General features: G+C 73.4%; 18 protein-coding genes and 1 riboswitch. Of the genes, 5 read left to right on the top strand and 13 right to left on the bottom strand.

Going from position 1 to position 23,071, the window contains the following annotated elements; genetic code table 11:
- Positions 1-116 precede the first annotated feature (116 nt).
- The 5 genes from IG02_RS0114545 to IG02_RS0114525 form a co-directional block, all read right to left on the bottom strand.
- Positions 117-926, bottom strand: coding sequence for an ECF transporter S component (locus tag IG02_RS0114545; RefSeq protein ID WP_030746611.1), 810 nt, complete (start codon positions 924-926; stop codon positions 117-119).
- Between the two features lie 161 nt (positions 927-1,087).
- Positions 1,088-2,971, bottom strand: coding sequence for an ABC transporter ATP-binding protein (locus tag IG02_RS0114540; RefSeq protein WP_030746608.1), 1,884 nt, complete (start codon positions 2,969-2,971; stop codon positions 1,088-1,090).
- Complete coding sequence (locus tag IG02_RS0114535) at positions 2,968-4,242, bottom strand: CbiQ family ECF transporter T component (RefSeq protein WP_234314736.1); 1,275 nt, start codon at positions 4,240-4,242, stop codon at positions 2,968-2,970. Before IG02_RS0114535 ends, IG02_RS0114540 begins: the two co-directional genes overlap by 4 nt.
- Before the next feature lie 10 nt (positions 4,243-4,252).
- The gene (locus tag IG02_RS0114530) at positions 4,253-5,020 is read right to left on the bottom strand and encodes an SCO2322 family protein (protein ID WP_051765007.1); all 768 of its coding nucleotides are present in this window, start codon (positions 5,018-5,020) and stop codon (positions 4,253-4,255) included.
- Positions 5,017-6,369 carry a prenyltransferase/squalene oxidase repeat-containing protein gene (locus IG02_RS0114525; RefSeq protein ID WP_030746591.1) on the bottom strand — a complete coding sequence of 451 codons (1,353 nt, stop codon included), beginning with the start codon at positions 6,367-6,369 and terminating at the stop codon, positions 5,017-5,019. The genes IG02_RS0114530 and IG02_RS0114525 overlap by 4 nt, the downstream gene beginning before the upstream one ends.
- Before the next feature lie 135 nt (positions 6,370-6,504).
- Positions 6,505-6,565: riboswitch (cobalamin riboswitch) on the bottom strand.
- Positions 6,566-6,972: 407 nt separating this feature from the next.
- Here IG02_RS0114525 and IG02_RS0114520 point away from each other — a divergent pair.
- On the top strand, positions 6,973-9,435 hold the full coding sequence (locus IG02_RS0114520; RefSeq protein WP_420707747.1) for a lamin tail domain-containing protein: 2,463 nt from the start codon (positions 6,973-6,975) through the stop codon (positions 9,433-9,435).
- A gap of 100 nt (positions 9,436-9,535) precedes the next feature.
- On the opposite strand, the gene IG02_RS0114515 is transcribed toward IG02_RS0114520, so the two are convergent.
- From IG02_RS0114515 to IG02_RS0114505, 3 genes are all read right to left on the bottom strand, one after another.
- Positions 9,536-10,333 (bottom strand): SDR family NAD(P)-dependent oxidoreductase, encoded by a 798-nt coding sequence (locus IG02_RS0114515; RefSeq protein WP_107055601.1) that lies wholly within the window; start codon positions 10,331-10,333, stop codon positions 9,536-9,538.
- A gap of 128 nt (positions 10,334-10,461) precedes the next feature.
- Entirely contained in the window at positions 10,462-11,064 is a 603-nt protein-coding gene (locus IG02_RS0114510; protein ID WP_030746583.1) for a helix-turn-helix domain-containing protein, read from the bottom strand.
- A 200-nt stretch (positions 11,065-11,264) separates the two neighbouring features.
- Complete coding sequence (locus IG02_RS0114505) at positions 11,265-12,491, bottom strand: S8 family peptidase (RefSeq protein WP_030746581.1); 1,227 nt, start codon at positions 12,489-12,491, stop codon at positions 11,265-11,267.
- Positions 12,492-12,941: 450 nt separating this feature from the next.
- Here IG02_RS0114505 and IG02_RS0114495 point away from each other — a divergent pair, with 450 nt between their 5' ends.
- Genes IG02_RS0114495 through IG02_RS0114485 form a run of 3 tightly spaced genes read left to right on the top strand, consistent with a single transcriptional unit; the run spans position 12,942 to position 16,383 of the window.
- Positions 12,942-14,531: a glycosyltransferase family 4 protein gene (locus tag IG02_RS0114495; RefSeq protein ID WP_420707744.1), complete on the top strand. Its 1,590-nt coding sequence runs from the start codon at positions 12,942-12,944 to the stop codon at positions 14,529-14,531.
- Positions 14,525-15,301: a class I SAM-dependent methyltransferase gene (locus IG02_RS0114490; protein WP_051765005.1), complete on the top strand. Its 777-nt coding sequence runs from the start codon at positions 14,525-14,527 to the stop codon at positions 15,299-15,301. The genes IG02_RS0114495 and IG02_RS0114490 overlap by 7 nt, the downstream gene beginning before the upstream one ends.
- Positions 15,298-16,383, top strand: coding sequence for a prenyltransferase/squalene oxidase repeat-containing protein (locus IG02_RS0114485; protein ID WP_030746565.1), 1,086 nt, complete (start codon positions 15,298-15,300; stop codon positions 16,381-16,383). The genes IG02_RS0114490 and IG02_RS0114485 overlap by 4 nt, the downstream gene beginning before the upstream one ends.
- Positions 16,384-16,472: 89 nt before the next feature.
- Here IG02_RS0114485 and IG02_RS0114480 read toward each other — a convergent pair whose 3' ends face one another.
- Positions 16,473-16,766: a hypothetical protein gene (locus IG02_RS0114480; RefSeq protein ID WP_030746563.1), complete on the bottom strand. Its 294-nt coding sequence runs from the start codon at positions 16,764-16,766 to the stop codon at positions 16,473-16,475.
- A 94-nt stretch (positions 16,767-16,860) separates the two neighbouring features.
- Between IG02_RS0114480 and IG02_RS0114475 the strand changes: the two genes are divergently transcribed.
- A complete protein-coding gene (locus IG02_RS0114475; RefSeq protein ID WP_030746560.1) occupies positions 16,861-17,694 on the top strand; it encodes a maleylpyruvate isomerase family mycothiol-dependent enzyme in 834 nt (277 codons plus the stop codon).
- A 167-nt stretch (positions 17,695-17,861) separates the two neighbouring features.
- Here IG02_RS0114475 and IG02_RS0114470 read toward each other — a convergent pair whose 3' ends face one another.
- The 4 genes from IG02_RS0114470 to IG02_RS0114455 all read right to left on the bottom strand — a co-directional run bounded on the left by IG02_RS0114470 (position 17,862) and on the right by IG02_RS0114455 (position 23,013).
- On the bottom strand, positions 17,862-18,656 hold the full coding sequence (locus IG02_RS0114470) for a membrane protein (RefSeq protein ID WP_030746558.1): 795 nt from the start codon (positions 18,654-18,656) through the stop codon (positions 17,862-17,864).
- Positions 18,657-19,062: 406 nt separating this feature from the next.
- Complete coding sequence (locus IG02_RS0114465; RefSeq protein WP_030746556.1) at positions 19,063-20,121, bottom strand: N-acetylmuramoyl-L-alanine amidase; 1,059 nt, start codon at positions 20,119-20,121, stop codon at positions 19,063-19,065.
- Between the two features lie 25 nt (positions 20,122-20,146).
- Complete coding sequence (locus IG02_RS0114460) at positions 20,147-20,812, bottom strand: class I SAM-dependent methyltransferase (RefSeq protein ID WP_030746553.1); 666 nt, start codon at positions 20,810-20,812, stop codon at positions 20,147-20,149.
- Between the two features lie 344 nt (positions 20,813-21,156).
- Entirely contained in the window at positions 21,157-23,013 is a 1,857-nt protein-coding gene (locus IG02_RS0114455) for an MFS transporter (protein WP_051765003.1), read from the bottom strand.
- Between the last annotated feature and the right edge of the window lie 58 nt (positions 23,014-23,071).

Raw genomic sequence — 23,071 nt, 5'->3', positions numbered from 1 at the left:
CGGCGCGCGGTCCGCGGTCCGGCGGGCTGGGTGGCCGGACGCGTGGTCGGATGCGTGGCAAGGCACGTGGCCGGGCACATGGCCGGGCACGTGGCCCGCCGCTTCGGGCGCTCGGCTCACTCGGGTCGGGCGAAGGCGGCCTTCGCCTCGAAGGCCGCCCTGCGGGTGGCCCGGCGCAGCGCTTTGAGCAGGGTGCCGCCGACGGTCAGGGTCAGGACGGCCGTGAGCGTCGCCCGGCCCAGATCCCAGCCCAGTGAGGTCGCGGCGCAGTACGCGAGGAAACGGACGAGGTTGTCCTGGACGGGCTCGCCCGGGTGGAAGGAGATGCCGGACGAGAGCCCGCCGAGGTACGTCCAGCCCTGGAGATTCATGACGGTGCCGTACGCGAGCGCGGCGCACGCGCCGTACAGCGCCAGCATCAGCGACTCGGCCCGGCCGCGCAGCCGGTCGGGCCCCGGCAGCAACCCGGCGCCCATCGTGAACCACCCCATCGCGAGCATCTGGAAGGGCATCCAGGGACCGACCCCGCCGGTCAGCAGCGCGGACGCGAAGATGGTGACGGAGCCCAGGACGAATCCGAAGCCGGGGCCGAGGACCCGGCCGCTCAGCACCATCAGGAAGAACATGGGTTCCAGCCCGGCCGTGCCCGCCCCCAGCGGCCGCAGGGCGGCGCCCACGGCGGCCAGGACGCCCAGCATCGCGACCGCCTTGGCGTCCAGTCCGGAATCGGCGATCGTCGCGACGACCACGGCCACGAGGAGGGGCAGGAGCAGCGCGAAGAGCCAGGGCGCGTCCTGGGAATGGGCGAGCCCGGACGCGGGGTCGGCCAGCAGGGGCCAGCCGAAGGCGACGACGCCGATGGCGCTGACGAGGGCGAGCGCGCAGACCGAGCGCGGCCCCAGCCGCACGGCACGCGCCTGCGGCACCGGGGAACGAGGCGGCCGCCGGCGGGGATTCCGGGAGCCGGAGCCGGAGCCGGAGCCGGGGCTGGGGCTGGGGCCGGAGTTGGGACCGGAGTCCGAATCCCGGGCCGCTGGGCTGCCGGGAGTGCCGGGACCGCCGTGGGTCGCGGGGGTGTCGGGGGTGGTCATGCCGGCCGGTCGCCCCCGTCCGATGACAGGGCGGTACGCACCTGTGCCACCGTCAGCCATGCCTGGGGCGCCAGGACCTTCGCGACCTGGGGCGCGAAGGCAGGGGACGAGACCACCACTTGGGAGGTCGGGCCGTCCGCGACGATCTCGCCGTCGGCGAGGATCACCACCCGGTCGGCCAGCTCCGACGCCAGCTCGACATCGTGGGTCGCCAGGACGGTTCCGTGTCCCGCTGCCGCGAGCGACCGCAGGATCCCCACGAGACGGGACTTCGCCGCGTAGTCCAGCCCCCGGGTCGGCTCGTCCAGCAACAGCAGCGGAGGCCGCCCGGTCAGGATGACGGCCAGGGCCAGCGCCAGCCGCTGCCCCTCGGACAGGTCACGTGGATGCGTCGTGTCGGCCGGCCCCGGAAGCAGTCGCTCGACCAGGGCCCGGCAACTGCCGGGCGCCGCGCCCGCGTCGTTGTCGGCGGCGGCGCACTCGGCGGCGACGGTGTCGGCGTACAGCAGGTCACGTGGTTCCTGCGGTACGAGACCGACCTGGCGGACGAGTTCGCGCGGTGTAGTGCGGTGCGGGGCCCGGCCGCCGACGAGGACGGTGCCGGAGGCGGGCTCGACCGTGCCGATGAGGGAGCCGAGCAGGGTGGACTTCCCCGCGCCGTTACGGCCCATCAGCGCGACGGTCTCGCCCGGCGCGACGGTCAGTGACACCCGGCGCAGTGCCTCGGTCCGTCCGTGCCGCACGGTCAGACCGGTTATGGAGGCGAGCGGAGCGTGGGCCGGCCCACCGCCGGGAGGTGAGGCGTCGGCCGGTCCACTGGACGCGGTACCGGCCGAACGGCCCTGGTCGGGAGCCGTGTCCGTGCCTCGGCGCAACAACCGGGCGAACGCGGATCGGACGAACCCTGGCCGGGCGGGCGCCGACCGCGCGGGCGCGGCAGGGGCGGCCGGGGCGACAGGGGCCGGGGACGGCCGCCGCGTCTCCGGCGCCGAGCCGGTGACCGGGGTCCCGTGGTCCGGCGCTGACGGCCCGGCCGCGGGGGCGGGCGAAGGCGCGGGGGCCCGGTCGGCCAGGCGTTCGCGCAGCTCCGCCGCCTTGCGCCGGGCGTTCCGTACGGACAGGGGCAGCGGCTCCCAGCCCGACAGCCGGCCCAGCTCCACCACCGGTGGGAACACCGGGGAGACGGCCATGATCTGTTCCGGGCTCCCGAGCACGGGGGCCTGGCCGGGACCAGGAAGGAGGATGACATGGTCCGCGTACTGCACGACCCGTTCGAGCCGGTGCTCGGCGAGCAGCACGGTCGTGCCGAGGTCGTGCACGAGCCGCTGCAGCACGGCGAGGACGTCCTCGGCCGCCGCCGGGTCCAGGGCCGAGGTCGGCTCGTCGAGTACCAGCACCCGGGGGTGCGGGGTCAGGACGGAGCCGATGGCGACGCGCTGGCGCTGGCCGCCGGAGAGCGTGGTGATCGGCCGGTCGCGCAGCTCGGCCAGGCCCAGCAGGTCCAGCGTTTCCTCGACCCTGCGGCGCATCACATCGGGTGCGAGGCCCAGGGACTCCATGCCGTAGGCCAGTTCGTCCTCGACCGTGTCGGTGACGAAGTGGGCGAGCGGGTCCTGGCCCACCGTGCCGACGAGGTCGGCGAGTTGGCGGGGCTTGTGCGTCCGGGTGTCCCGGCCGCCGACGGTGACACGGCCGCGCAGAGTGCCGCCCGTGAAGTGCGGGACCAGCCCGGAGACGGTTCCCAGCAGGGTCGACTTGCCGGCTCCGGAAGGCCCTACGAGCAGGACCAGTTCGCCCTCCGGAACGGTCAGATCGACCCCGCTGATCGCCGGTGCGGCGGTGTCGCCGTAGGTGACCGACACGTCTTCGAAGCGGATCATGGTGTCGTCTCCTTCGGTTCCGGCGCGTCCCCGGTCGCCGCGCGGGCGGACGACGAGGGGGACGGCGGCGTGGGCTTGGGCGGGGGAGCGGGAACGGGAAGCGGAGCGGACGCCGGCGCCGGCGCGACGACGGCGGGCAGCAGACCGAGCAGGGCACCCGCGGCGGGCCAGAGCGGGAGGGTGGGCGCGGTCGGGGGAACGACGCCCGGACGCAGAGCCTCCGGGTCGCCGACGCCCGCGCGGATCATCACCACCGCGACCGCCGCACCGGAGGCCGCCACCAGCCAGGCCCGCGCCCCCCAGCGGTCGGGGCGGTACCGGCTGCGGGCCGAGCGCCGGCCCCCGAGCCACAGCCCGGCCAGCGCGGCGACGGCACCGGCGCAGAGCACCGGCAGGCCGTATCCGGCGCCCTCCGCGGCCAGCAGCGCGTACGAACCGGCGCAGACGCCCAGCAGCCCGCCGAGCGTGAGGACGGTGGTGAGCCGGGCGACGGAGCGCGGAACCTCGGCCGTCCGGCCGTATCCACGTGCGTCCATGGAGGCGGCGACGGCGATCGACCGCTCCAACGCGCCCTCCAGAACGGGCAGTCCGATCTGGAGGACCGCCCGTACACCGCCGGTGGGACGGCCGCGCAGTCTGCGTGCCGTGCGCAGGCGCCGGACGTCGGCGACCATGTTCGGTGCGAAGGTCATGGCCACGACGACGGCGACCCCGGCCTCGTACAGCGCGCCCGGCAGGGACTTGAGCAGCCGGGCCGGGCTGGCGAGCGCGTTGGCCGCGCCCACGCAGATCAGCAGCGTCGCCAGCTTCCCGCCGTCGTACAGGGCGAAGAGCAGCTGCTCGGCCGTCACCCGGCCGCCGATCCGCACGCCCCGCGCCCAGTCGGGCAGCGGCACCTCGGGCAGGGTGAAGAGCACATGAGAGCCGGGCACGGGGGAGCCGAGGAAGACCGAGAACAGCAGCCGGATGCCGATGACGGCCAGCCCGAGCGCCACGAAGGCGCCGTACGAACGGGCCCAGGGCGCGTCGGTCCTGCGGGCCGCGACGACATAGCCGGCGACGGCCACCAGCAGACCGAGGAGCAGCGGATTGGTCGTCCGGGACGCGGCCGTGGCCAGCCCGAGGGCCCACAGCCACCAGGCCCCGGCGTGCAGGGCGTTGGACCGGTCGGCCGCGGGGGCCCGGAGCGCGGACGGGGGAAGACGACGGGACGGGCCGCGCCGGACGGCGGTGCGGCGGGACGGTGCGGGGAGGTTCGGGACGGAGCTCATGACGTGCGGGTCAGCCGCGTCGGCGGCGGGCCCGCCAGAGGCCGGCCGCGGCGAGGGCGGCCACGGCGGCGACACCGGCGACCAGTCCCAGGGACGGGCCCCCGTCGTGGTCGCCTTCCGCGCCGGTGGCCGGGGCCGCGGTGTTCCGGGAGCCCCCGGCCGTCGTGCCCGCCGTCGTCGGCGTGGTCGGTGGGGTGGTCCCCGGCGGAGCCGCCGGCGCGGTCTCCTCGGGTTGCTTCTCGCCGTCCCGTACCTGCTCGCCGCAGCCGGACGCGGGGTAGCCGGAGATGGCGCACAACAGCGCGTCGGCGTTGTAGCGCAGGGGTTCGGCCACCGCGGCGAGGGCCTCGGCGGCGGTCGCGTCCTCGCCGACCCGGGCACACGTGGCCCGGGGCGCGGGCGGCCGCTCACCGTCCGGGGCGTCGGCGGCCGTACCGGGATCGACGACGACGGCGACCCGTTTGCGGCCGGCCTCGGCCGCGGTGTCCCCGCACACGGCCGTGAAGTCCGGCACGCCGCGCGGCTTCGCCGCGTCGCCGCTGTCCGCGCTCACCGAGAACCGGAAGCCGGTGACGGAGCCGTCGGCCGGGCGAGCCGTGGCGGGACCTTCCGTGGCATACGCCCACCCCCCGCCGTCGCTCTCCCAGAACGACCAGTAGCGGTAGCCGGCCGCCTGGGCGCTCCCGGCGCCGAGCGCGACCAGCAGCAGGGAGACGAGGAGTGGCACGCCGGCCGACAGCGGAGCGCGGACGGGCAGCGGTATGCGAGAGCCGGTCATGACCGCCGTGCCCTTCCGCGGCGGCGGATCAGGAGACCGAGCCCGGCACAGGCGACCAGTGCGATACCGACGGCCCACGGGAGGACCGGACCGGCCGCGTCGTCGGCCGCGCTCGCCGTCGTGGCCGACGCGCCCGGGGAGGGGAGGGGAGTGGGGGTGGGACCGGTGGCGTTCAGACGCTGGACGAGGTCGACACCGCCGAAGTCGCGTGGATCGGTGTCCGTCGCATGGGCGGCGAAGAGCAACTGGGCGTAGGCGGCGGGGCCGTTCTCCTCGGCCCAGCCGGCCGCGTTCGTCTTCAGCCACTCCAGGGCCTGGGCCGCCTGGTTGCCGTATCCGGCGGCAGCCAGGGCGACGACCGCGTCGGCGGTGTTCCCGACGTCGGGCAGGGGCGTGCTGTCGTCGGTGCCGGGCAGCGGCGGCTGGACGAGATGGCCCGACGGGCCGAGCGCGGACACCAGATGGGCGGCGCCGTTGCGGGCGGCGCGCTCGGGCGAGGGGGCCGCCGTACGCACACAGTCCGGAGCGGGCCCCGGGGGCACCGGAGCGGTCACCATCCGCTTGCCGAGCCCGGCGAGGACGGCGGCGCCGGTGGCGTCCTCGTTGGCGCTCAGTCGGCCGGCGGCGTCGGGCTGGTAGGCGAAGGCCCCGGCGTCCGCGCCCGGCTCGCAGGGGATGGCGAAGCCGACCAGGGCGTCGTAGGCGTTCTTCCCCTCGGGGGACCGTACGGAACTGGGCCGTACGCCCGCGGCCGTGAACGCGCCGATGACGAGGGAGGTGGAGTTGGCGTCGCTCGGGGTGCCGGGGGTGTAGCTCCAGCCGCCGTCCGCGTTCTGGACGGAGCGCAGCCAGGCGACCGCCCGGCGCATCGCCGGTCGTTGGCCGCCCAGGCTGGAGAGGGCCTGCACGGCGGCGGCCGTGGCATTGGAGTCGACCGCGGTCGTCGCGTCGCAGGGGGTGGTGGGGTCAGCGCGGTAGGCGGGGAAGGCGCCGTTGGCGCACTGCTGGCCCTTCAGCCAGGTGACGGCCGCTTTCGCGGGCTTGTACCCGCCGGTGTACTGGCCCAGGAATGCCAGCGACTGGCGCCACACACCGTCGTAGGTGGGGTCCTTGGTGCCGTACAGGCCCGCCGGGAGGCCCGCGGACGCGGGCTTCGACTTCGACGGCGAGGGAGACGACGAGGGGGGAGACGAAGGCGTCGAAGGAGAGGAGGCGTCCGGGGCCGGGGAGGAGGCGGACGGGGCGGGCGTGACGGGCACATCACCTCCCGCGTGGGCGGCCGGTGCGAGGGCCACACCGAGTACGGCGGATGCGGCGAGCGCGGCGGCGCAGCGGCGAACGGTGGTCATGGGCGGGCTGGGCCTCTCCTGCGGGAGCCGGGCACCGGCACACTCGGGTACCAGGCTCCGGCCCGTAAACCTCGACGGTGCCGGCCACCGGCGGTTTCCGGTGGCACGAGCCGGTCACGACCATGTGCGGGGCGATCCGGCTCGCCACCGGTGACGGCGGCTCACGGCTGCGGGTCAGCGCCGGATTCCCACCGGCTTTCCCCCGTACGGGCATGATGACGACCCGCCCACTCTACCGGCCGGCGGAAGGCCCCCTCCGGGGCGGTAGGCGGTGTGGTCGGGCGCGAGTGCGGTCAGGGCGGGCGCGGACACGCATGGGCGTGTACAGGAGGCATGAATGGCGCCCCGTTGCGTCCAGTCTTGTCCCGGTTGATTCCCTTACGCGGCGTCAGTGATGTGGGGTTTTGGGTTAAATCCGGCGAACGGTCGGGAAACACTTGCTCTTTGGCTCGGCATCCCTCTTGTTGGGTCGATGTCTACGCGCGTATCTTGAGCCGCCTTCCCGCCTTTTCGTGGTACGGCTCCGCACCCTCCGCGGTGCTCCCCACCTCCGTACCCCACACACCTGCCATCCGTAAGAAAGAGTTCCCCGTGTCCTCATCCATACCCCCGGCCTCGCCGGCGCCGCACGGCCGGCACCGCGGCGGATCCGTCGGCAGACGCGCCGGACGACTCGCGCTCCTCCTCCCCGTGGGAGTGGCGGGATCGCTTCTCGCGCTCCCGCTCACCGCACAGGCGACTCCCTCGCCCGACGCCGTCATCTCCGAGGTCTTCGGCGGCGGTGGCAACTCGGGCGCCACCCTTTCCCACGACTTCATCGAACTGGGCAACTCCGGTGACGCGCCCTTCGACCTGACCGGCTGGTCCGTCCAGTACCTGAGCGGTGCGCCCACCGCGAACTCGAAGTGGCAGGTAACCGAGGTGACCGGGGCCATTCCGGCGGGCGGCGGCTACCTCGTCCAGGAGGCCAAGGGAGCAGGCGGCGACACCGCGCTGCCCACGCCCGACGCGAGCGGCGCCATCGCGATGTCGGCGACCAGCGGCACCGTCGCCCTCGTCCACTCCACGGCCCCGCTGACCTGCCTGACCGCCGCGGACTGCGCGGCGGACGACAGAGTCAAGGACCTGGTCGGCTTCGGTACCGCCGTCGTACGGGAGACCGCCCCCGCCACCGGCGCGGGCAACACCACCTCGGTCACCCGGAACGCCGCCCTCACCGACACGGACGACAACTCCGCCGACCTGACCGGGGCCGCACCGAGCCCCCGTAACAGCGCGGGCGACGGCACGGGCGGCGGCGACAGCGGCGGCGAGCCGTCCCCCACCCCGTCACCCGGCGACACCGCCCCCGGTGACGTGCGCATCCATGATGTCCAGGGCGCCAAGCGGCTCTCCCCGTACGCGGGCAAGAGCGTCACCAACGTCCCGGGTGTGGTCACCGCGGTCCGGTCCACCGGCTCCTCGCGGGGCTTCTGGTTCCAGGACCCCGAGCCCGACGACAACCCCGCCACGAGCGAGGGCCTCTTCGTCTTCACCGGCTCCGCCACACCGCAGGTCAAGCCCGGCGACTCGGTCCTCGTCTCCGGCAAGATCACCGAGTACTACCCCGGCGGCCAGAACTCCGGCTCGCAGTCCGTCACGGAGCTGAGCGGCCCGACGACCGCCGTCCTGTCCTCCGGCAACGAACTGCCCGCGGCCGAGGCGATCGGCGCCGGCACGGTGCCCGAGAACTACGCGCCGGACGCGAAGGGCGGCAGCATCGAGCCGCTCGAGCTGAAGCCTTCCCAGTACGCGCTGGACTGGTACGAGTCCCGCGAGGGCATGCGGGTGCGGGTCGAGGACGTCCGGGTGGTGGGCGCGTCCAACGCCTACAACGAGACCTGGATCACCACCAAGCCCAGGCAGAACCCGACCCCCAGCGGCGGCACCGTCCTCACCGGCTACGACAACCCGAACTCCGGGCGTCTCCTGATCGGTTCGCTGACGGGCGGCAAGCTCCAGGCCAACGTCGGCGACACCCTCTCCGGCACCACCGCCGGCCCGCTGGACTACGCCAACTACGGCGGCTACAACGTCCAGTCGACCACCCTGGGCACGGTCGAACCGGGCGGCCTCGAGCCGGACGTGGCGAAGCCGGCCAAGTCCGACGAGCTCTCGGTCGCCACGTACAACGTCGAGAACCTGGACCCGCAGGAGCCGCAGAGCAAGTACGACAAGCTCGCCCAGGGCATCGTCAAGAACCTCGCCTCGCCGGACGTCGTGAGCCTGGAGGAGATCCAGGACAACAACGGTGCCACGGACGACGGCACGGTCGCGGCCGACCAGACCCTCGCCAAGTTCGCCGACGCCATCAAGAAGGCGGGCGGTCCGGCCTACGACTGGCGCGCCATCGACCCGGAGAACAAGGCCGACGGAGGCGAGCCGGGTGGCAACATCCGTAACGTCTTCCTCTTCAACCCCAAGCGCGTCAGCTTCGTGGACCGCCCGGGCGGCGACGCCACCACACCCGTGGAGGTCGTGAAGAACGGCAAGAAGGGCATCGCGCTCTCGGCGTCCCCGGGCCGGATCAACCCCGTCTCGGACGCCTGGAAGAACAGCCGCAAGCCGCTGGCCGGCGAGTTCACCTTCCGCGGCCGGCAGGTGTTCGTGGTCGGCAACCACTTCAACTCCAAGGGCGGCGACCAGCCGGTGCACGGCGTCTTCCAGCCGCCGACGCTGGGCTCCGAGACGCAGCGCCTGGCCCAGGCCGAGGAGGTCAACACCTTCGTCTCCGGCCTGCTCGCCAAGGACAAGAAGGCCAAGGTCGTCGTCCTCGGTGACATGAACGACTACCAGTTCTCCAAGCCGCTCACCACGCTCACCCGGGGCGGGGTCCTCGTCGACCTGATCAACACCCTGCCGCAGGCCGAGCGTTACAGCTACGTCTACGACGGCAACTCGCAGACGCTGGACCACATCCTGGTCAGCCCGGCCATCAAGAAGCCCGGCTACGAGGTCGTCCACATCAACGCGGAGTTCGCCGACCAGACGAGCGACCACGACCCGCAGGTCGTGCGCGTCAAGTAGAACGAGTCGTACGACGATCCCGTCGGGCTGTGGCGTGCACGTGCCTTCCGCGTGCACGCCACACGCGTTCACTCAGGCGCGAGGACCGGGCCGTGGCCGTTCAGGCGCGCATGCCGCCGTCCACCGACAGCACCACCCCGGTGACGTACGACGCGCGGTCGCTGAGCAGCCAGGCCGCCGCCTCCGCCACCTCGTGCGGCTGGGCCGGCCTGCGCAGCGGCGTCTGGGCGTTGAGCTGCTCGACGATGCCGGGCTGGTGCGTGGCCCACTCCTCGATCAGTTCGGTCATGGTGGTGCCGGGCGCGATCGCGTTGACGCGGATGCCCTCGGGGCCGTACGTGACCGCCGCCGACTCGGTGAGGCTGTTCACCGCGCGCTTGGCCGCGCCGTACGCCGGCAGGGCCGGATTGCCCCGCAGGCTCCCGACGCTGCTGTTGTTGACGATGGCACCGGTGCCCGCCGTCGCGCGGATCGCCGCGATCTCCGCCGACATGGCCAGCCAGGTGCCCTTGAGGTTGACCGTGAGGACACGGTCGAAGTGTGTTTCCGGGATCTCGGCCAGCGGGGCGGGCGGGACCCCCATCCCCGCGTTGTTGAACGCCACGTCGAGCCGGCCGTGCAACTCCACCACGGCGTCGACCGCGCCCTTGACACCGGCGGGCTCGGCGAGGTCGCACAACACGTAGTCGGCGGTGCCGCCGTCGGCCCGGATGCCCTCGGTGACCGCTTTCAGCTCGGCTTCCGTACGGGCCGCGAGCACCACCTTCGCCCCCTCCCGGGCGAACAGCCGCGCCGCCGCGGCCCCGATGCCCCGGCCGGCACCGGTCACGAAGGCGATCTTGTCGTTGAGCAGTCCGCGGGGGACCGCTTCCGTTCTGGTCGTCGTCGTTTCGCTCATGACCGAAGTCTGTTGGGCGCGGCCCCGGCGCATCCAGGGATTGCCCGTACGTGGTAGACGGTTGGACCAACGGCGCACGCATCACACCTCGGCGGTACGCGCGCTCCGCGCGCCGGGTTTCCTCCGCCTCACGCGCCTTTCGCGGGGCGCGCCCGGACATGAACCCGCTCCCCCTGCGCCCCGAACAGAGTGAGGAATTCCACCGGCCTGTCACCCCCGTTGAGGAACGCGTGGGGGGTGCGCGTGTCGAACTCGGCGGCCTCCCCCGCCGTCAGGACCAGGTCGTGCTCCCCGAGGTAGAGGAGCAGTGTGCCGGAGAGGACGTAGAGCCACTCGTAGCCCTCATGGGTGCGCTGTTCGGGCCGGCCGCCCAGCGCGTCGGGAGACATGGCGACGGGCATGATCTGTTTGTAGGCGTGCAGCCCGCCGAGGTGCCTGGTCAGGGGTACGAACGTCTGGCCGTACCGGGTGAACGGACGCGGGTGGATCCGGGGATCCCCGGTGGCCGGGGCGCCCACCAGTTCGTCCAGTTGCACACCATGGGCCTTGGCCAGCGGCAGCAGGAGTTCGAGCGTCGGTTTGCGCTGCCCGGACTCCAGCCGAGAGAGGGTACTGAGCGAGATCCCGGTCCGCTCACTCAGCTGGGCCAGGGTGGCGCCGCGCTCGCGCCGCAGCGCTCGCAGCCGGGGACCCACGGCCGCCAGCACGGGGGTGAAGTTGTCTTCCGCCATGGGATTTATTTGCCATGACGGCAACTGCTTTTGTCAAGTGAGGGGAGTGGTGGCGACGACGGCGGTGATGGTGGTGCCGGTCGGGAGGCCGGGCCGCCGGCCGTGCCGGCCCCGCCCCCTTCGCTCACGCGCCAGGCCCCGGCACCGCGGCGCGGGGACGGGCGGTACCGGGGCCCTGGCTTTCTCGCTGTCCCAGGACCTCACAGGCCGCCGGTGTACAGCAGGCGGTTCGGCGAGGACGGGCTGATGGGGGAGATGACGTTCCTCGTGGACCGGCCGGCCAGCCACGTCCTGACCAGCGGAGCCGAGGCGGTCGGGTGCTCCTCCTTGTACAGGGCCGCCACGCCGGTCACGTGCGGGGCCGCCATCGAGGTGCCGCTTTCGGCGACCGAGCCGCCGCCCAGCTTGGCGGAGACGATGTCCACGCCCGGCGCGTACAGCGACAGGCACCTGCCGAAGTTGCTGAACGTCGCCTCGTTGTCGTCGCGGTTCGTCGCACCCACCGTGACGGCCGAAGCCGCCCGCGCCGGGGAGACTCCGCAGGCGTCCACGTGCGAGTTGCCCGCGGCGACGACCGGCACGACGTTTCTGGCGGCGACGGCGTTGACGGCCGTGTCGACGGCACTGGACGCGGCGCCGCCGAGGGAGGCGTTCATGACGGCGGGCTGCTTCGCGTGCTTGGCGACGTAGTCGAAGCCCGCGATCACCCCCGCCCAGTCGCCCGTCCCTTCGCAGTTGAGCACCCGTACACCGGCGAGTGTCACATCGCGTGCCACGCCGTGGTTCGCGCCGCCGGTCGTGCCCGCGACGTGCGTGCCGTGGCCGTTGCAGTCCTCCCCGGCCCGGCCGTCGTTCACGGCGTCGAACACATTGGTGGCCCGGCCGCCGAACTCGCTGTTCCCCGACTCGATCCCGGTGTCCACGATGTACGCCGTGACGCCCTTGCCCGTCCCGGCCACCTTGAACTCCCCGTCCAGCGGCAGGTGCCGTTGGTCGATCCGGTCCAGCCCCCAGCTCAGCGCCGGGACCCGGCCCGCGCCGGGGCGGCGGGGGTCCCGGTCGCGCCGGCGGTCGCCGGCGCGGGCGTCGACCCGGACCACTCCGTTCTCCTCGACCGCCTGTACGCCGGGCAGCCCACGCACCCGCGTCAGCTGGGCCGGGGTGAGGGTGGCGGCGAACCCCGACAGCACCTTCTCGTAGGTGAACAGGGCGCTGACCCCGAGCTGCTCGAGGACCGTGGTGGCCGCGAACGCGGGCTCGAGGGTGACGATGTACTGGCCCGGGACCGCGTCGGCGGACCGTCGCAGCGGCACGCGCTCCTGACCGGGGGTGGGGGTGGGCACGGGAGCGGCCGTCGCGGCCGTACCGCAGAGCAGGGCGATCACGGACAGCAGGGCGGCCGGCGCCCAATGCGCGCTCAGGCGCATGCGTCCTCCTTCTGAATACGGGACCGGCCGCGGGCGGCCGGTCGTGAGCGGGGCATCGCGCATCGGCGTACCGGTGTGTGTCGCCGCATGCGCGACCACCCGTCAATCGGCCACCTGGCACCCGGCCCTTGAGCGGGCACGGGCCGTATGGAGCAATGCGGGGCTCGGTGAGGGAGGGGCTCGGTGAGGGGAGGGGCCCGGTGCGCGCGGAGGGGCCCGTGCGAGGGGAGGCCGGTACGCGGGACGTGCGGACCGCTGCGGACGACGCCGTGGTGTGAATCACCCGACCCGGCCCGTACGACCACGCTACTTGCCGGTAAATTCGAGAGTCGTGGGCGATCGTCCCTGGCCGCGCGCCCGGGGGGAACTTGTTCCGGCTTGTCGTCGGCGGTTACGCTCCGCCGAACATGCGTGCTACGCACATAGAGTGCAGTGAGAAGGGGGCCGGGAGTGACCGCTGAGTCCACAGAGGCGGGCACCGGGGCGGGGTCCCCCACCGGCGACGGCGCCACCGGTACCGGCGGCCATGACAGCGGCGACGAGCGGCCGTTGCGCATCGCGCTCCTCAGCTACAAGGGGAATCCTTTCTGCGGAGGTCAGGGCGTCTACGTACGCCACCTCTCCCGCGAACTCGCCCGCCTCGGCCACCGCGTGGAGGTGATCGGGTCCCAGCCGTACCCCGTGCTCGACGAGACCGACGGCGTACGCCTCACCGAACTGCCCAGCCTCGACCTCTACCGGCAGCCCGACCCGTTCCGCACTCCCCGGCGCGAGGAGTTCCGAGACTGGATCGACGGCCTCGAGGTCGCCACCATGTGGACCGGGGGCTTCCCCGAGCCGCTGACCTTCTCGCTCCGCGCCCGCCGCCATCTCCTCGCCCGCGCGGGCGACTTCGACGTCGTCCATGACAACCAGACGCTCGGCTACGGTCTCCTCGGCGAACTCGGCGCGCCCTTGGTCACCACCATCCACCACCCCATCACCGTCGACCGGCGGCTGGACCTGGCCGCCGCCGAGGACTGGCGCAGGCGCGCGTCCGTACGCCGCTGGTACGGCTTCACCCGGATGCAGAAGCGCGTCGCGCGCCGGCTCCCCTCGGTGCTCACGGTCTCCGGGTCCTCCCGGCAGGAGATCACCGACCAGCTCGGCGTGCGCCCGGACCGTGTCCACGTCGTCCATATCGGGGCCGACACGGACCTGTTCGCACCGGACCCGGCGGTGCCCGAGGTCCCCGGCCGGATCGTGACGACCTCCAGCGCGGACGTACCGCTCAAGGGCCTGGTGTACCTGATCGAGGCGCTCGCCAAGCTCCGTACCGAACACCCCGCCGCGCACCTCGTCGTCGTCGGCAGGCGCCCGGAGGAGGGGCCGGTGGCCACGGCCGTCGAGCGGTACGGGCTGGAGGGCGCCGTCGAGTTCGTCAAGGGCATCTCCGACGCCGAACTCGTCGAGCTGATACGGGGCGCGCAGGTTGCGTGCGTGCCGTCGCTGTACGAGGGCTTCTCCCTGCCCGCGGCCGAGGCCATGGCCACCGGCACCCCACTGGTCGCCACGACCGGAGGGGCGATCCCGGAGGTGGCGGGCGCCGACGGCGAGACCTGCCTGGCCGTCCCGCCGGGCGACGCGGGAGCGCTGGCGGCCGCCCTCGGCCGGCTGCTGGCCGACGACGGACTGCGGGCCCGGCTGGGCGCGGCGGGACGGGAGCGGGTGCTGGACCGGTTCACCTGGGCGCGGGCCGCGCAGGGCACGGTGGAGCTGTACCGCGCGGCGATCGCCCGCCGCCGGGCGCCCGGGCGGACGCCTCTGACGCCGCCGACGAGGTCGAGGTCGCCCCGCCCGCCGGGGCCCTACGACGGCTCGGGCCCCCACGACGGCTCCGGCCGGCCCGCCGCCCCCGACCGATCCGGCCGGCCCGACCAGTCCGCCCGATCCTCCCCGACGGGGATCTCGGACTCCTCCGGCCCCTCCGGCCCCTCCGAACCTTCCGGCCCTTCCGGCTCCCGCCGTTCCCCCGACCGCGAAAGCAGGACCCCGTGCTGACCGTCGACTTCACCCGCTTCCCGCTCGCCGCGGGCGACCGCGTGCTCGACCTGGGATGCGGCGCGGGCCGGCACGCCTTCGAGTGCTACCGGCGCGGCGCGCGGGTCGTGGCGCTGGACCGGAACGGCGCGGAGATACGCGAGGTCGCGGCCTGGTTCGCCGCGATGCGGGAGGCGGGGGAGGCCCCGCCGGGCGCCACCGCCACCGCCATGGAGGGCGACGCGCTGCACCTGCCCTTCCCGGACGAGTCCTTCGACGTCGTGATCGTCTCCGAGGTCATGGAGCACATCCCGGACGACAAGGGCCTGCTCGCCGAGATGGTGCGGGTGCTCCGGCCCGGCGGGCGGCTTGCGGTCACCGTGCCGAGGTACGGGCCCGAGAAGGTGTGCTGGGCGCTCTCCGACGCGTACCACGAGGTCGAGGGCGGCCACATCCGCATCTACAAGGCCGACGAACTGCTCGGCAGGATGCGGGAGGCCGGGCTCAAGCCCTACGGCACCCACCACGCGCACGCGCTGCACGCCCCGTACTGGTGGCTGAAGTGCGCCTTCGGCGTGGACAACGACCAGGCGCTGCCCGTCCGCGCCTACCACAAGCTGCTCGTCTGGGACATCATGAAGAAGCCGCTGGCCACCCGGGTCGCGGAACAGCTGCTGAATCCGGTGGTCGGCAAGAGCTTCGTGGCGTACGCGACGAAACCGCACCTCCCCTCGCCGGTCCCGCCGGCCGCCCCGTCCGTGCCCGCCGCGTCCGCACCGGACGCCAGGTGACCCTGCCCGGCCGAGGGCCAGGCGCCGCCGAACACCTGGTCCTGCCCGGCGTCCTCACCGCCGAGCAGGCCGCCGAGACCGTCGCCGGCATCCGTGCCGTCCAGCGGCCGGACGGCGCGATCCCGTGGTTCCGGGGACACCACCTCGACCCCTGGGACCACGTCGAGGCGGCGATGGCGCTGGACGCGTCGGGCGAACACGAGGCGGCGGCCCGCGCGTACGACTGGCTGGCCCGGCACCAGAACGAGGACGGTTCCTGGTACGCCGCCTACCGGGACGAGGCCGGCTCCCCGCCCGAGGACCTCGGCCGCGAGTCCAACTTCTGCGCGTACGCCGCCGTCGGTGTCCGGCACCACTACCTGGCCACGGGTGACGACGCGTTCCTCGACCGGATGTGGCCGGTCGTGCGCGCGGCGGTCTCCTTCGTCCTCGAACTCCAGCAACCCGGCGGGCAGATCGGCTGGCGGCGCGAGGCGGACGGCACGGCGGTCCACGACGCGCTGCTGACCGGCTGCTCGTCCGTCTACCACGCGCTGCGCTGCGCGCTCGCGATCGCCGAGGAGCGTGAGGAGCCCCAGCCGGACTGGGAGCTGGCGGCGGGCGCGCTCGGGCACGCGATCACCGGCCACCCCGAGCGGTTCCTCGACAAGAACCGCTACTCGATGGACTGGTACTACCCCGTGCTCGGCGGCGCGATGACCGGGCAACAGGCCAAGGCGCGCATCGAGGACGGCTGGGACCGCTTCGTCGTGCCGGGGCTCGGCGTGCGCTGCGTCGCGTCCAACCCCTGGGTGACCGGCGGTGAGAGCTGTGAACTCGCCCTCGCGTTGTGGGCGATCGGCGAGTCCGACCGGGCGCTGGAGATACTCCAGTCCGTCCAGCATCTGCGCGCCGAGGGCGGCAGGTACTGGACGGGGTACGTCTTCGAGGGCGAACGGGCTTTCTGGCCGGAGGAGTTCACCACCTGGACCGCCGGTTCGCTGCTGCTGGCGGTGGCCGCGCTGGGCGGGGACGAGGCGACCACCGCCGTGTTCGGCGGCGAACGGCTGCCACGCGGCCTGGAGCCGGACTGCTGCGGGTAGTCCCGGTCAGGACGCGGGCCCGCTCAGGACGTGGGACCTGGTGCCGGTCGGACCTGGTCCCGGCCGGGGCCGGTGACCGGGCCCGGGGTTCAGAGCCGGCGCAGCCTGTTGGCGAGGCCGTGGCCGATGGCCAGGTACACGATCGCCGCGAGACCGTAGCCACAGACCACCCGGGCCCAGGCCGCGTCGAAGGTGAAGAGGTCGTAGGACCAGCCGGCGAGCCGGCGCGCGGCACCCTGGACGAACTCCACCAGTTCGTTGCCGCGGTTGGCGTCCAGCAGGTACATCAGAATCCACAGGCCCAGGATGAGGGCCATGACGTCCGCGACGACGACAACGGCCGTCGCCACGGAACCGCTTCCACTGCGATGACGTGAGGACATGCCGTTCGTGTTGCCGCTTGTGCATGCGTGAAACGCGGCGGAGCGCGGCGAAACTCGGCTGACCCGGCCCGCCGCCGAAATTAGGCTGACGGCCATGACGCTTCTGGACTATGACCGCTACTGCGCGCAAATCCTCGACGAGACCGCCGCGTTGAGGGCCGCGCTGACCGGTGCCGATCTCTCGGCCACCGTGCCGACCTGCCCCGACTGGACGCTCGAGGAACTCGCCCGCCATGTCGGCGGTGCCCATCGCTGGGTCGAACTGATCGTGCGGACCAAGGCCGCGGAAGCGGTGCCGACGGAGCGGGTCACCGGGACCGAGCCCGACGCCGACGGCCCGGCCGCGCTGGACGCCTGGCTGGCGGACGGGGCGGAGAAGGCCGTCACCGCCCTGCGCGAGGCCGGTCCCGGCACGGATGTGTGGAGCTGGGGCTGGGAACGCGGCACCGTCTTCTGGGCGCGCCGGATGACCCACGAGACGCTGATCCACCGGGCGGACGCCGCCGTGGCCGCGGGCGTCCGCTACGAGGCGGATCCGTGGGTCGCGGCGGACGCGATCGACGAGTGGCTCCAGCTCGTCGGCTTCGTCGCCGCGGGTGAGGACCCGCGCTTCGCGTCCCTGCGGAGCGGCCGGCGGCGCACGATCCGGCTGACCGCCACCGACGCCCCGGAGGGGCTGGACGCAGACTGGCTGTTCGAGTTCGGTGACGGCGGCTTCCGTTGGCGGCGCGGGCACGGGAACTGGCGCGGGACAGCGGTCGCCGCGCGGGCGGAGGAGGCACCGGAGGCGGAGGTCACCCTGCGCGGCCCGCTGACCGAGGTGCTGCGCGCCTTCTACCGTCGGCTGCCCGTGGACAGCGAGCTGGTCGAGGTGGTCGGCGACGCCGAACTGCTGGACCAGTGGCTGGAGAGGGCGTCGTTCGGCTGAGACGACGGAGCCCTCCGGCGGTGTCCGCACCGCCGGACGGACGTCGTACGCGCATGACATGACATGACATGACCGTGGCCCCCGTCCGGAGTGGAACGGGGGCCACGGTCATGTCATGTTCGTGCCGGTCGCCGTCTCGTCGGACGGCGGCGGCCCGGCGGCGGGCGTCAGCCGCGCTGGATGCCGGAGGTGTCCTGGAGCACGCCCCGGCGGCCGTCCTGCGTCTGGGCCACCAGACCCGCGCCGCGCTGCTCGACCGCCAGGTACCAGGTGCCCGGCGCCAGTTCGGCGATCGGCGACGGCGCGCCGTCCTCGCCGAACAGCGGGCGCGCCACCGGTACGGCGAACCAGAACGGGGAGAAGTCGCCCGCGGGCGCGTTCCCGTCCGCCGCCGGTTGCCCCTGCGCGGCGGGCTGCTGGCCGCCCAGGGAGCCCTGCGCACCGTACTGCTGGGGCTGGCCCTGCGTACCGTACGGCTGCGGGCCGCCCGGGTAGCCGTACCCCTGGCCGGGGGCGCCGGGCTGGCCGCCGTACGGCTGCGGCGTCTGCGGCTTCGGCGCGCCGACGAGGGCGGGCTGGAGCTGCGGCACGAGCGGGGTGGCCACGGCGGCGCCCGCGAGGGCCACGGCGCCGATGAAGCCGAGGATCTGGCCGGCGCCCGCGGTGCCGTCACCGATGAGGTACCACAACGAGGTCCAGGCGGCGAAGATCGCCAGCGCGACGCCGAATTGCGCGATGTCCAGCCCCGCGAGCTTCCGAGGCTGGGGCAGGGCGCGGGCGGTGACGATCAGCGCCGCGGCGATGACTCCGGCCAGGTGGATGCTCATCACGACGCCCAGGATGTCCCACGCCTTCGAGGAACTGTAGGCCGAGTCGTAAAACTTGAGGAACGAGGCGATGAACAGCAGCACCGCTGCTCCGATCACCACGCCGTCACCTCTCGTGAGGGAGCGGATGTTCACGTGAAAGTCCTTCGTCAGTCGTCTCGTCGGGGCGGTCGTCGCGGCCGCCGGTATGGCGCGGCGGTGCACGGTGCGAAGCTCGGGGGCGGCTCCCTATCGTACGGATGAATCTATCGTCTGCCCGTACGGGACGTCTGCCGGGTATCCGGGCCGCTATCCACCCGTTACGAAGCGCGTACGAAGCCCCTTGCGAATCGGTGTCGCGACGCTCGTCGCGCGGGCTGTTCCGGGGCGCGTTACGGGTGTTGTCACCAAGGCCGTGACGAAGACCGACTATGGAGAAGGCCGCTACGAGGCGATACGGGACGACCGGGCGCGGGGGCCCGCGTGAATCGCGCGGGAGGGCGCGAGGCGCCGGTCCCGCGCGGGTTCACCGTTTCATTTCTCCGGATCCGTTTCTCCGGATTCACTTCTTCAGGAAGCCGCCGATGCCGTCCGCGAGACCCTGGGCCGCTTTCTGCCGCCATTCCGCGTCGGTCAGTGACGCCGCGTCCTTGGCATCGCGCATGTTCCCGCACTCGACGAAGACTTTGGGAACGGTGGACAGGTTGAGGCCGCCGAGATCGTCCCGTACGTCCAGACCCGTCCCCTCGCCGAGGTAGTTGGCGGGGGCGCTGCCCGTCGCCCGGGCGAACTTCCCGACGATGTGTTCGCCCAGATCACGGGACGGTCCGACGATGGGTGCGGTGTCCGCCCCACCGCCCTTGACCAGCGCCGGAAGGATGACGTGGAAGCCTCGGTTGCCGGGCGCCGAGCCGTCCGCGTGGACGGAGACGACGGCGTCGGCCTTCGCCTTGTTGCCGATCCGGGCCCGCTCGTCCACACAAGGGCCGTACGGGCGGTCGGCGTCATGGGTGAAGGTGACGGTCGCGCCCTGTTCCCGGAGAAGGGTGCGCAGCCGGCGGGACACGTCGAGGGTGAAAGTGGCTTCCGGATAACCGGCATTGGTGGAGGTACCGGTGGTGTCGCATTCTTTGCTGTTCGTTCCGATGTCCACCGGCCTGTTGATCTCTTCGGTGTGATCGCGGTTGCCGGGATTGTGCCCGGGATCGATGACGACGACTTTTCCGGCGAGCGGACCGGTCGGGGGAGCTTCTTTCCCGTCCTGCCCGCCGCCCGCGTTTCCGGGGTCGCCGGGCTTCCCCGCGTGCGCCGGGTTCCCGGAGTTCCCGGGGTTACCGGCGTCGCCGGTAACCCCCGAATCCCCGCTATCGCCGGTACTGCCGTTGTTCTGGCTGTCCCGTGCGCCTTGTGAATCTTGTGCGCCGGTTGTGGACGGCGCGGATGAAGAGGCGGAAACGGATCCGGCCGCTGTTGTGCGGGGATCGTCGTCGGATCCGCTCACGCCGTGCCAGACGAACCACCCGGCCAGCGCGGTCGGCACCAGGGCGGCGGCCGCGAGGGTGAGGGTGGACCGGCCGGGCCGGCGGCGGACGGGCTGCGGGGGGCTCTCGTCGTACGACACGCGGCGATCGTAGACCGGGTACGGGTCAGATGCCCGGTGCCGTCCGCCGCAGCACGCGGAGCGTGTCGGTCGCCGAGACCTCGGCGAAGGCGCCGGACGCCAATGCCCGGAGAAAGACGCGGTAGGGCGCCTGGCCGCCGAGCGCCGGGTCGGGGATCACGTCGTGGATCACCAGCAGCCCGCCCTCCGCGAGGTGCGGGGCCCAGCCCTCGTAGTCGCCGGTCGCGTGCTCGTCGGTGTGGCCGCCGTCGATGAAGACCAGGCCGAGCGGCCTGCCCCAGAGGCGGGCGACCTGCGGCGACCTGCCGACGACCGCGACGACGTGGTCCTCGAGACCGGCGTGGTGGAGCGTGCGGCGGAAGGTGGGGAGCGTGTCCATCCGGCCCGTGCCGGGGTCCACGACGCTCGGATCGTGGTACTCCCAGCCGGGTTGCTGTTCCTCGCTGCCGCGGTGGTGGTCGACGGTGACCGCCACCGTGGCGGCGTCACGGGCCGCGGCGGCCAGCAGGAGCGTGGAGCGGCCGCAGTACGTGCCGACCTCCAGGAGCGGCAGCCCCAGCGCGGTGGCCGCCCCGGCCGCCGCGGCGTACAGCGCGAGCCCCTCGTGCTCGGGCATGAAGCCCTTGGCGGCCCGGAAGGCGGCGAGTGTCTCCGGCGCGGGAGCCGGCGCGGGTTCGGTGGGGGTGGGCATCGGCTCGTCTCCTGTGGGGTGGGTTCGGTCGTACGGACAGGCATACGTCCGCGGCGGCGGACGCGGACGCGGTTACGGGTACGCGCGTCGGCCCGGGTACCGGGTCCCGCCCCGGGGAAGAGCGTGCCCCCGCCGACGTGTTGGCCGCCCATGCTGCCGTACGCCCCGGGCCGCGCTGTCGGCCGGGGCACGAAGGCGCGACGGGCGGCTCTCGCGCTCCTCGGCCCCGCTGCCGTGCCCGGTCCGGCCTGTGCGGCCCGGGCACGGCCTACGTGCTCAGGTCCGGTCTGTGGGGTTCGGGGCCGTCCACGCGCTCAGGTCCGGCCACGACGCTCGGGGCCCGTCTACGGCACGCTGTCCGCCGAGGCCGTCACCGGGGCCGCCGCCGTGGCGGCCGGTGAACCGAGCGGGCCGAGCACCAGGTCGACCTCGACCGGGACGCCGTCGCCCGCGTACACGGCGGGCCGGGCCTGCGGCGCGTGGCCGGTCGCCGAACCCGCCACCACGAAGGGGCCGCTGCTCGGCGGCAGCAGGGCGTAGCGGCCGTCCGCGTCGGCGGTGGTGAGGCCCGCCTGCTTCCCGCGGCGGTCGATCAGCGTGACGTTCGCCCGCGCCACCGGCGTACCGTCCGCGTCCAGCACCCGGCCGCGGAAGCCGCCGGAGCCCGCGACGAGCGTCGGCATCGGTTCCCGTACCGGCTCCGCGTCGCCGGCCTCGCCCTCGCCGGGGCGTACCGCCAGGGACTTCTTCACCACCGTCGCCCGCCGCGACGGCAGGAAGAACGCCAGCAGCAGACCGGCGGCCACCGCGCCGGCGGCGATGAGGAACGAGATCCGGAAGCCGTGCAGCGTCGGCACCGTCACCCCGCCCGTACGGACCGAGGTGTGGGCCAGCACCATGCCGATCACCGCGCTCGACACCGAGGTGCCGATGGAGCGCATCAGGGTGTTCAGGCCGTTGGCCGCGCCGGTCTCCGAGGGGTCGACCGCGCCGATGATCAGGGCGGGGAGGGAGGAGTACGCGAGGCCGATGCCCGCGCCCACGACCACCGAGACGACGATCGTCTGCCAGGCCGCGCCCATCATGCCGAGCCCGCCGCCGTACCCGATGCCGATGATCAGCATGCCCAGCATCAGCGAGACCTTGGGGCCGTGCTGGGCGGAGATCCGGGCGTACACCGGCGCGGTGAACATCATGGTCAGGCCGAGCGGCGCCACGCACAGACCGGCCACGACCATCGACTGGCCCAGGCCGCCGACGGAGGCGGGCAGCTGGAGCAGCTGGGGCAGGACGAGCGAGATCGCGTAGAAGGCGACCCCGACCATGATCGAGGCGAGGTTCGTGAGCAGCACCTCGCGGCGGGCCGTGGTCCGCAGGTCGACCAGCGGGGCGGAGCTGCGCAGCTCCAGTACGCCCCACGCGAGCAGGACGGCCACCGCCAGCCCGAACAGTCCGAGAGTCGTGCCCGAGGTCCAGCCCCAGTCGCTGCCCTTGGTGATCGGCAGCAGCAGGCAGACGAGTCCGGCGGACAGCCCGATCGCCCCGAGCCAGTCGAAGGTGCCCTCCGCCCGTACCGAGGACTCCGGCACGTACGCGACGGTGAGCAGCATGGACAGCGCGCCGAGCCCGGCCGCGCCGAAGAACAGGGCGTGCCAGTCGGCGTTCTGCGCGACGAGCGCGGCGGCCGGCAGGGCGAGCCCGCCGCCCACGCCGATGGACGAGCTCATCAGCGCCATCGCCGAGCCGAGCCGCTCAGGGGGCAGCTCGTCGCGCATGATGCCGATGCCGAGGGGTATCGCGCCCATGGCGAAGCCCTGGAGCGCCCGTCCGACGATCATGATCACGAGGTCGTCGGTGAATCCGCAGACGATCGAGCCGATCACCATGACGGCGAGGCTGGCGAGCAGCATCCGCCGCTTGCCGAAGAGATCACCGAGCCGCCCCATGATCGGGGTCGAGACGGCGCCGGCGAGCAGGGTCGCCGTCATGACCCAGGTGGCGTCGGCGGGCGCCGTGTCCAGGAGGGCGGGCAGGTCCTTGATGACGGGGACGAGCAGGGTCTGCATCACGGCGACGGTGATGCCCGCGAAGGCGAGGACGGGAACGACGGCGCCGGTGCGCCTTTCGCGCGGCTCGGCCACTTCGGGGAGCGGCTGGCCGGCGGCGCCTCCGGCGTGCTGATCGGTCGTCGTCTCTGGCATACGTGCGGCCTCCGGGTAGGAAATAAAGGGCAAATGTGGGCGTATGTGGCGTGTGTGG

This window comes from Streptomyces sp. NRRL F-5135, from assembly GCF_000719775.1.
GTDB lineage: Bacteria > Actinomycetota > Actinomycetes > Streptomycetales > Streptomycetaceae > Streptomyces > Streptomyces hebeiensis.
This window is presented reverse-complemented; position numbering and strand designations above follow the sequence as displayed.

What these genes read in the sequence shown, in the direction of transcription:
- IG02_RS0114540 (WP_030746608.1), bottom strand. Translation starts at nt 2,971, where the DNA reads ATGATCCGCTTCGAAGACGTGTCGGTCACCTACGGCGACACCGCCGCA.
- IG02_RS0114535 (WP_234314736.1), bottom strand. Translation starts at nt 4,242, where the DNA reads ATGAGCTCCGTCCCGAACCTCCCCGCACCGTCCCGCCGCACCGCCGTC.
- IG02_RS0114530 (WP_051765007.1), bottom strand. Translation starts at nt 5,020, where the DNA reads ATGACCGGCTCTCGCATACCGCTGCCCGTCCGCGCTCCGCTGTCGGCC.
- IG02_RS0114525 (WP_030746591.1), bottom strand. Translation starts at nt 6,369, where the DNA reads ATGACCACCGTTCGCCGCTGCGCCGCCGCGCTCGCCGCATCCGCCGTA.
- IG02_RS0114515 (WP_107055601.1), bottom strand. Translation starts at nt 10,333, where the DNA reads ATGAGCGAAACGACGACGACCAGAACGGAAGCGGTCCCCCGCGGACTG.
- IG02_RS0114510 (WP_030746583.1), bottom strand. Translation starts at nt 11,064, where the DNA reads ATGGCGGAAGACAACTTCACCCCCGTGCTGGCGGCCGTGGGTCCCCGG.
- IG02_RS0114505 (WP_030746581.1), bottom strand. Translation starts at nt 12,491, where the DNA reads ATGCGCCTGAGCGCGCATTGGGCGCCGGCCGCCCTGCTGTCCGTGATC.
- IG02_RS0114480 (WP_030746563.1), bottom strand. Translation starts at nt 16,766, where the DNA reads ATGTCCTCACGTCATCGCAGTGGAAGCGGTTCCGTGGCGACGGCCGTT.
- IG02_RS0114475 (WP_030746560.1), top strand. Translation starts at nt 16,861, where the DNA reads ATGACGCTTCTGGACTATGACCGCTACTGCGCGCAAATCCTCGACGAG.
- IG02_RS0114460 (WP_030746553.1), bottom strand. Translation starts at nt 20,812, where the DNA reads ATGCCCACCCCCACCGAACCCGCGCCGGCTCCCGCGCCGGAGACACTC.
- IG02_RS0114455 (WP_051765003.1), bottom strand. Translation starts at nt 23,013, where the DNA reads ATGCCAGAGACGACGACCGATCAGCACGCCGGAGGCGCCGCCGGCCAG.